Genomic DNA, 228 nt, shown 5'->3' with positions numbered 1-228 from the left:
AATCCCTAAAGAATAACATGCATTGCCTTCATCTGGCGGCAAGACCAATTGATATGCCAGATTCGCTGCTCCCAGCTGCAAAAAACCATTTCAAAAATCTAATTCCGAATGAACAATCATTTTATTGCCATTTCCATCAGGATGTTCAGTAATATTCTTCACCCTTGCATTGAAAACCATTTTATAGAACTCTATTGCCTCAGAAGGATCCTTCACTGTTATAAATGG

The 228-nt window shown here is 37.7% G+C and carries 1 pseudogene; it reads right to left on the bottom strand.

The window, feature by feature from the left end:
* Nucleotides 1-228 (bottom strand): annotated as a pseudogene (locus tag SB773_RS35230) (VOC family protein); the annotation flags it as partial.

Source organism: Bacillus sp. SIMBA_074, from assembly GCF_046534555.1.
In the GTDB taxonomy this organism is placed as follows: Bacteria; Bacillota; Bacilli; order Bacillales; family Bacillaceae_G; genus Bacillus_A; species Bacillus_A mycoides.
This window is presented reverse-complemented; position numbering and strand designations above follow the sequence as displayed.